Source organism: Microcystis sp. M179S2, assembly GCF_020245805.1.
Lineage (GTDB): Bacteria > Cyanobacteriota > Cyanobacteriia > Cyanobacteriales > Microcystaceae > Microcystis > Microcystis aeruginosa.
In genome coordinates this window covers 1-7,746 of sequence record NZ_JADBUE010000100.1, presented here as the reverse complement: position 1 = coordinate 7,746, position 7,746 = coordinate 1, and the positions used below count along the sequence as shown (strand labels likewise).

Sequence of the window (7,746 nt, the reverse complement as noted above, 5' to 3'; positions counted from 1 at the left end):
ATTTCATTAACGCACCCTACAAGATCGCACTGAAACAGTCCAGTAGGGTGTGTTAGCGTTAGCGTAACGCACGAATTTTGAACATTAGATAAGGTGCGTTACATTTCATTAACGCACCCTACAAGATCGCACTGAAACAGTCCAGTAGGGTGTGTTAGCGTTAGCGTAACGCACGAATTTTGAACATTAGATAAGGTGCGTTACATTTCATTAACGCACCCTACCAGATCGGCTACCTGAAATTTCAGCTATCTGTAATGAAATTTCATCTATCTGTAACCCTACTCGCTAAAATAGTTTAAAAATCCGTCGATAATTTCTAGGATAGAAGTAAAGACCATCCTTGCCTACTTTTTCTATGATCCTAGCCGCCGAAACTGGACTAAAAACCGCTACTCTAGACGTAAAAGGCATGAAATGCGCTGGCTGTGTTAGTGCCGTAGAACGACAACTCAGCCAAAATCAAGGGGTAAAATCGGCCCAAGTTAACCTAATCACGGAAATTGCCGTGATTGAATACCAACCAGATGCGATCGCACCAGAGCAGTTAGCCGCAAAATTAACCGCGATTGGATTCCCCACCCAACCGCGCAGCTCATCGACTCCCCTTTCTCAACAAAATCAACGGCTGCAAAACCAACAAAAAGAACAGCAACAACAATTATACCGATTAGCGATCGCTTGTTGTTTACTGGTTTTTTCCCTGATTGGTCACTTACACCACATCGGGGGACCAGAAATCCCTATCTTTCAAAGTATTGCTTTTCACTGGACTTTAGCCACCCTAGCCATTTTATTCCCCGGCCGCGATATTTTCATCGATGGTTGGCGCGGATTACGGCACGGGATGCCAAATATGAACACTCTCGTTAGTTTAGGCACAGGTAGCGCCTATATAGCCAGTTGTTTGGCTCTTATCTTGCCTAATCTCGGTCTAGAGTGCTTTTTCGATGAACCGGTCATGCTGTTAGGGTTTATTCTCCTCGGACGGACTCTAGAAGCGCATTCCCGTCATCGCGCAGCCGCAGACTTAGAAGCGCTTACCTCCCTACAACCGGCAGTGGCTCACCTGATTGGTAGTACAGATGACCGTGTGGGCGTGGCCATTCCCGTGGAACAGTTGCGCGTCGGGGAATGGGTGCGTGTCTTACCCGGGGAAAAAATTCCCGTGGATGGGGAGATTATTCAGGGAAGAACCACGGTAGATGAAGCTTTATTAACGGGGGAATCGCTGCCGGTGGTTAAGGAAATGGGAGATCTAGTCATTGCTGGCAGTTTCAATCTCTCTGGTGCGATCGCCGTGCAAACTCGTCAGGTGGGGACTGATACCACCCTAGCTAAGATTATCGCAGCCGTGGAATCAGCCCAAACTCGCAAGGCCCCGGTACAGAAGATAGCGGACCGGGTAGCGGGTTATTTTGCCTACGGAGTCATGATAATTGCCCTAATTGTGCTGCTCTTTTGGTATTTTTGGGGAACTAGGCTCTTTCCAGAGGTGTTAGGGTCAACCACAGGACACCACGAGATGATTCAACCCACTTCTCCCCTACTTTTGTCCCTAAAATTAGCGATTTCTGTGCTTGTGGTCGCTTGTCCCTGCGCTCTCGGTTTAGCCACACCGACGGCCCTACTGGTGGGAACCAGTTTAGCAGCCGAACGGGGTATTTTAATTAAAGGGGGCGATGTTTTGGAAACCGTCTCGCAACTGCAAACGGTGGTTTTTGACAAAACGGGAACCCTTAGCCAAGGTCATCCGGAAATTACCGATTGTTTGAGTTTTTCTATCCTTAATCCCCTGGAAATTCAACAATTAGCGGCAGTAGTGGAGAGTGGTACTAATCATCCTCTCGCTCGGGCGATTTTAGACGCGGTTACTCCCCCTACTAACCTGACGGGGGAAGATTTTCAAACTGTGGCCGGATTGGGAGTTTCTGCAAGGGTGCAGGGGTCGAAAATTGTTCTGGGAAATCGGCAATGGTTGGCGCAGAACGGCATTAAAATCGATGAAACTATCTGGGGGATTCAAGAGCTTTTACAAGCGGGTAAAACGGTGATTTATCTGGGGATGGAAGAACAATTACTCGGCGCGATCGCTTTTCAGGATCGATTGCGTCCCGATGCTCAAACAACCGTCAATCAGTTGCAAAAACTCGGTTTAGAGGTGATTTTACTCAGTGGCGATCGCCAAGAAGTGGTGACAGCGATCGCTAATAGTTTGGGTATTAGCCAATTTTATGCCGAAGTTGCCCCCACCGAAAAATCCGCCTTAATTGCCGACCTACAGACAAAAGAGGGCAAAATCGTGGCTATGGTCGGGGATGGTATCAATGACGCTCCTGCACTAGGACAGGCTAACATCGGTATTGCTCTGGCCGGTGGCACAGAAGTGGCCATGGAAACGGCCGGGATCGTTTTAATTAGCGATCGCCTGGAGGATGTGGTGCAATCTCTGCATTTAAGTCTGGCCACATGGCAAAAAATCCGACAAAATCTTTTTTGGGCTTTGGGTTATAATACCTTTGCTATTCCCATTGCCGGTGGTTTATTACTGCCCCGTTGGGGTCTAGCTTTCAGTCCGGCCCTAGCAGCAGCTTTGATGGCTTTTAGTTCGGTTATGGTAGTGAGTAATTCCTTGCTTTTACGTCGTCAATTTCCACCGCTCAAATCGACGCAGGAAGGCAAAAACTAAAGCAATTACCGATTTTTTCTCGATCAATCTAAAAACCTTGTTGGGTAAGACTTTTAGACTTTTGGGAAATCAAAAAGTACTGGCCATGGGAGTGATCGGGGGTAAAATTCAGATACTTTTTCCCTGAAAATTAGGTAATTGACCACATGAAAATGGGTAAAACCCTACACCCTACACCCCACACCCTGCCCCCACGAGAAACTTTTTCAGCAAACCCTATTTAAAGCGAAGTTATCTATCGTATTATTGATGGAGATAGGGAAGGAAAAGTTAGCACCCCAGTTAAATCACGGTGATAAGATGGTATTTTGTCCCCGTCTTTGTCAGTTGACGGAGACAGGAACAAATCGGGTTAAGCGGTAATTCTGGTCAGCGATTGACCTTGATAATTGTTGGTAATAATCTGGTGAATAGATTCAAAAAATCGCCGACAACGATTATTAGTTCTCAGGGGCAATTCATGATTTTTTACCAATAAATCGATCTGAAGTTCCGAGCTAGTGGGAGGATGAATAAATAATTCCACTTTCACTAACTGGGGAAAGAGAGCATCGTTAGGAACTTCCGATAAAAGCAAGACATCGGGCCGGCGCTTGATGATTTCAAATTCACCCAAACTTAGGATATCATCGTATAAAAACCCGGTCTGATGAGGAGAAATTCCGACAAAATAAGAACAGGAATAGCGAGCCATGGCAGGGAAAAGATGATAGATTGGTCACGGTTAATCGGTCAAAATCAGGCCATTGAACTACTACAAAGAGCGCTTGAAATCAATTCGATCGCTCCCGCTTACTTATTCGCCGGCGCTAAGGGGATTGGACGCAATCTAGCAGCAAAATGTTTCTGTCAAGACTTATTAACTAGAGATCGATCGCCGGAAACAAGGGAATTAATCCTGAAACGCTTTCTGGGAGGCAATCATCCCGATTTACTCTGGATTGAACCCACTTATCAACACCAAGGCAAACTGCTCACCGCAAAAGAAGCACAGGAAAGCAATCTCAAGCGTAAAGCTCCCCCGCAAATCCGCATCGAACAAATTCGCGAGATTACTAACTTTTTAAGTCGTCCTCCCCTGGAATCGTCCCGCTCTGTGGTAGTGATCGAGGAAGCAGACACCATGACGGAATCGGCGGCAAATGCCCTCTTAAAAACGCTTGAGGAACCGGGAAAAGCCACTTTAATCCTGATTGCTCCCAGTCCCTCCTCTTTACTACCTACTCTCGTTTCTCGCTGTCAACACATCCCTTTTCAGCGTCTTTCGGAAGAAAATCTCGCTCAAGTCCTCCGCTCTCACGGACACGCTCGCGTTCTCAATTATCCGGCAATTCTCGGTTTAGCCCAAGGTAGCCCCGGAGAAGCGATCGCCGCTTTAGAGTTTCTCGACAGTCTCCCCCAAGATTTACCGCGATCTTTGAGCAAATTTCCCCTAAAACTCTCCCAAGCACTGGAATTAGCCAAAATTATTGCTCAAACTCTTGACACGGAAACCCAATTATGGTATGTGAGTTATCTTCAGTATGAGGATTGGCAACGACGACGAGAGCGATCGATTTTAGAAATCTTGGAAAAAACCCGCCGGCAGCTGTTAGCCTACGTTCAACCCCGTTTAGTCTGGGAATGCACTTTCTTGGCATTGGCCAAACTATCCACCGCCCAAAAGTCTTAAAATTGTTATATTTATCGATCGAGTGGGGAGAAAGACCTTGAAAATCAAATCCTTAGTTTTGCTGATTCTGTTAACCTTGACTACGGTTTTAGGTGCTTGTCAGGGAGGAAAAGAAGCCGAAGAACCGAAAACCGTCCCTACCACGGTAGAATCCCCCCAAAAAGACGAAGATAGCGATAAAGACGGGGAAAAGCAGCAAAAAGACGGTGATAATCAACGGGATAAAAAAGACGATGACGATGATGATGATGACTAATTGTAAAAATCAAAAATTGTTGTTAGGGTTAGGAGTCAGTAGCCAGTAGTCGGTCGTCAGGAGAATTAAGAATGAATGATAATCAATTAAATTGTCTATTTACAGATTTTATGCAATTTAATCCTTATTTTTGCCGCTTTTGAACCCTTAACTAGGGTTTGCGGCAAAAAGTACGGGCGAAGCATTCGGTTAGAAAATCTATGGTTTCACCGATAGGTGATTGTCCGAATGCTTCGCCCCTACAGGACGCGGGCCGATGAAGACGCAAGGTTTTGAACGACGATTCTCTCAAAATCTTGCACCTGTTTCGCGAAAAAAGCCACAAAACTCTTACCTTGCCTACATTTCACATTTATTCAGCAAACCCTAACTGGGATAAAAAAATCGGGTGAGCTTTAACCCACCCGATCGCCTATAGATTGAAATCAACCTATAACTGTGGTACAAACTGTTCTTTTTCGGGAACGTAGGCGTATTCAGCCACAATCTGCCGGAATTCTTCCCCATTGATCGTTTCTTTTTCGATCAGCAGATCCACCACTCGATCGATCACTTCGCGATGATCGCGAATAATTTGCCGAGAAATTTCATGGCAGTGTTCCACGATCGATCGCACCTGATCATCGATGCGAGTAGCGACCTTCTCAGAATACTCGGAACGAGTCATCAAACCGCCACCGAGGAACACTTCACCCCCTTGACTTTCTAGGGACAAAGGACCCAAATCGCTCATCCCGAAACGAGTCACCATCTGGCGGGCCATATCAGAAACTTGCTGTAAATCGCCACCGGCACCGGTAGTCACCTCATCATAGCCGAAGATTTCTTCCTCAGCCGCCCGACCACCTAAAGCACCGGAAATCCGGGCCATTAACTGCGCTTTCGTGGTTAAACCCTGTTCTTCGTTGGGAGTGAACCAAGTTAAACCCTGGGCCTGGCCCCGGGGAATCAGAGTCACTTTCTGGACGGGATCGTGATCTTTTAAGAGCGTACCCACGATCGCATGACCCACTTCATGGTAAGCGATTAAGCGCTTGCTCTTGCTATCGACTAAAGGAGTGCCTTCCATACCGGCGATAACGCGATCTACCGCATCATCTATCTCTAGGAGGGTAATGGCATCTTTGCGACGACGGGCGGTTAAAATTGCCGCTTCGTTCAGTAAATTGGCTAAATCTGCTCCACTGAACCCCGGAGTGCGACGGGCGATCGCTTCGATGGAAACGTCGTTAGCCAGCTTTTTATTGCGGGCGTGAACGTCTAAAATCTCTAAACGACCTTTAAAATCGGGTGCATCCACGGTTACTTGGCGATCAAAACGGCCCGGACGCATGAGAGCGGAATCGAGAACATCGGGGCGGTTAGTGGCGGCAATGATGATAATTCCCGTATTACCCTCGAAACCGTCCATTTCTGTCAATAATTGGTTCAGGGTTTGTTCCCGTTCATCGTTACCGCCACCGATACCGGCACCCCGTTGACGACCTACCGCGTCAATTTCATCGATAAAGATTAAACAGGGAGCATTTTCCTTGGCTTTTTTGAACAAATCGCGCACGCGAGAAGCACCGACACCGACAAACATTTCCACAAATTCCGAACCGGAAATGCTGAAGAAAGGTACACCCGCTTCACCGGCGATCGCTTTAGCCAACAGGGTTTTACCCGTACCCGGAGGACCAACTAAAAGGACTCCTTTGGGGATTTTGGCACCGACGGCGGTAAATTTCTCCGGTTGTTTGAGGAAAGTGACGACTTCCTGTAATTCTTCCTTCGCTTCGTCAATTCCTGCCACATCGTCAAAAGTGATACCGGTTTTTGCTTCCATCTGGAAACGAGCTTTTGATTTACCAAAACTCATCGCTTGACCCGGACCGCCTGGGATATTATTAGAACGGCGGAACAGGAAAAAGAGAGCGGCAATCAGCAAAAAGGGGAAAAGTAGATTACCGAGGAATCCCCACCAAGCGCCGTCATTCCGCATCGGGTGAGCATCGAAACTAATTTTAGAATCGCGTAAACGGGCGATCAAATCCGGGGAATTGGCCGGTAAATCGACCCGTAGGCGTTGTACTCGGTTTTCTAGTTCCGGATCTAGGGCCTGTACGATCGCGGTTCTGCCCCCTTCGTAGAGATCGACGCTGACAACCCTACCACTGTCTAGGTATTCTAGAAAGCGTCCGTAGGTCATGCGGGTAGTGGCGGTGTTATTGCCGATATTACTGGTGGCCGTGGCAAAAGTGCCTTGCCAGAGGAAAAAACCGACCACAAGGGCGGGCAATGTCCACAGTAAAATCGTTTTCCAGGATAGTTTCATGTTTGTTTAGTGGTTCTAGGATAAAGATTTTTGCTTAACTCATTTAGCTGTTTTTGTCAAGGATTTTACGTTATTTTTTCGAGATTAATCCCCGCAGCCAATTAAATCTTAACTAAATGTAACGTAATTCTCATAATTCTGACAAGAATGGTGACGAGAGATTTTTTTAGTTCATTTGTTCTAGCAAGAGTCTCATGGTTTCTGGGATAAGCTGTACTGAATTTAAACTGCCTAGAAGTATATACTATATCTATTGATACGAAAATCATCCCCAAAATCCTAGAATTGCTTCTTTTTCCCATATTTGATAATTTTGCTAGATGTAACCAATTAAAGATAGAGTTAGTATCTCAACAAAATTTTTACCCTAATTTGACCTTTATTCACGAGCCAACAGGAGCTAAGTTGGCTGTGGATAGAGATTACTGTTAATGAGGAGAGTGTTTAGTGAAGTTAACGCCACTTGTGCCACCGATTAAGTGTCAAGGAATTAAAACTAAATTGGTAAAAGATGTTAAAAATATTGTGTCTGATCTGAGCTTTGGGCGTTGGATAGAACCCTTTTCTGGATCGGGGGTGGTGGCTTTTAATATTAATCCCAAAAAGGCTTTACTTGCGGACACAAATACTCATATTATCCAGTTTTATAATAATCTAAAAAATCAAGTTATTACTGAACTTCCCCCGTATAAACATACTAGCTATGGCTAAAAGTCTTACAGAGCCTGAGTTAAAGCAATATAATACTAATGGACTACTGGACACAAAATCCTGAATTCCTTACGCAGATAGGGTTTGAGGCAAAATTTTTT

Annotated in this window: 6 protein-coding genes and 1 pseudogene; 5 read left to right on the top strand and 2 right to left on the bottom strand. The window is 45.8% G+C overall.

The genetic code is table 11. The features are described 5' to 3' along the window. The first annotated feature begins 358 nt into the window (after positions 1 to 358). Entirely contained in the window at positions 359 to 2,689 is a 2,331-nt protein-coding gene (locus IM500_RS05755) for a heavy metal translocating P-type ATPase (protein WP_287737953.1), read from the top strand. Between the two features lie 352 nt (positions 2,690 to 3,041). Here the strand turns inward: IM500_RS05755 and IM500_RS05750 are convergent, their stop codons facing one another. Then, positions 3,042 to 3,383 (bottom strand): hypothetical protein, encoded by a 342-nt coding sequence (locus IM500_RS05750; RefSeq protein ID WP_149979103.1) that lies wholly within the window; start codon positions 3,381 to 3,383, stop codon positions 3,042 to 3,044. A 12-nt stretch (positions 3,384 to 3,395) separates the two neighbouring features. Here IM500_RS05750 and holB point away from each other — a divergent pair, with 12 nt between their 5' ends. Together holB and IM500_RS05740 are read left to right on the top strand one after the other, a co-directional pair. After that, the gene (gene holB / locus IM500_RS05745; RefSeq protein WP_287737951.1) at positions 3,396 to 4,361 is read left to right on the top strand and encodes a DNA polymerase III subunit delta'; all 966 of its coding nucleotides are present in this window, start codon (positions 3,396 to 3,398) and stop codon (positions 4,359 to 4,361) included. A gap of 37 nt (positions 4,362 to 4,398) precedes the next feature. After that, on the top strand, positions 4,399 to 4,617 hold the full coding sequence (locus tag IM500_RS05740) for a neurohypophysial hormones like protein (RefSeq protein ID WP_190718481.1): 219 nt from the start codon (positions 4,399 to 4,401) through the stop codon (positions 4,615 to 4,617). 430 nt (positions 4,618 to 5,047) lie between these two features. Here IM500_RS05740 and ftsH2 read toward each other — a convergent pair whose 3' ends face one another. Continuing rightward, entirely contained in the window at positions 5,048 to 6,934 is a 1,887-nt protein-coding gene (ftsH2, locus tag IM500_RS05735; protein ID WP_190718483.1) for an ATP-dependent zinc metalloprotease FtsH2, read from the bottom strand. A 216-nt stretch (positions 6,935 to 7,150) separates the two neighbouring features. Here ftsH2 and IM500_RS05730 point away from each other — a divergent pair, with 216 nt between their 5' ends. Together IM500_RS05730 and IM500_RS05725 are read left to right on the top strand one after the other, a co-directional pair. Then, a complete protein-coding gene (locus IM500_RS05730) occupies positions 7,151 to 7,366 on the top strand; it encodes a type II restriction endonuclease (protein ID WP_353737894.1) in 216 nt (71 codons plus the stop codon). Between the two features lie 15 nt (positions 7,367 to 7,381). Continuing rightward, a pseudogene (locus IM500_RS05725) lies at positions 7,382 to 7,609 on the top strand (DNA adenine methylase); the annotation flags it as partial. Between the last annotated feature and the right edge of the window lie 137 nt (positions 7,610 to 7,746).

Excerpts from the sequence above, each read along its gene's own strand:
- IM500_RS05755 (WP_287737953.1), top strand. The coding sequence starts at position 359 with ATGATCCTAGCCGCCGAAACTGGACTAAAAACCGCTACTCTAGACGTA.
- IM500_RS05750 (WP_149979103.1), bottom strand. The coding sequence starts at position 3,383 with ATGGCTCGCTATTCCTGTTCTTATTTTGTCGGAATTTCTCCTCATCAG.
- holB (WP_287737951.1), top strand. The coding sequence starts at position 3,396 with ATGATAGATTGGTCACGGTTAATCGGTCAAAATCAGGCCATTGAACTA.
- ftsH2 (WP_190718483.1), bottom strand. The coding sequence starts at position 6,934 with ATGAAACTATCCTGGAAAACGATTTTACTGTGGACATTGCCCGCCCTT.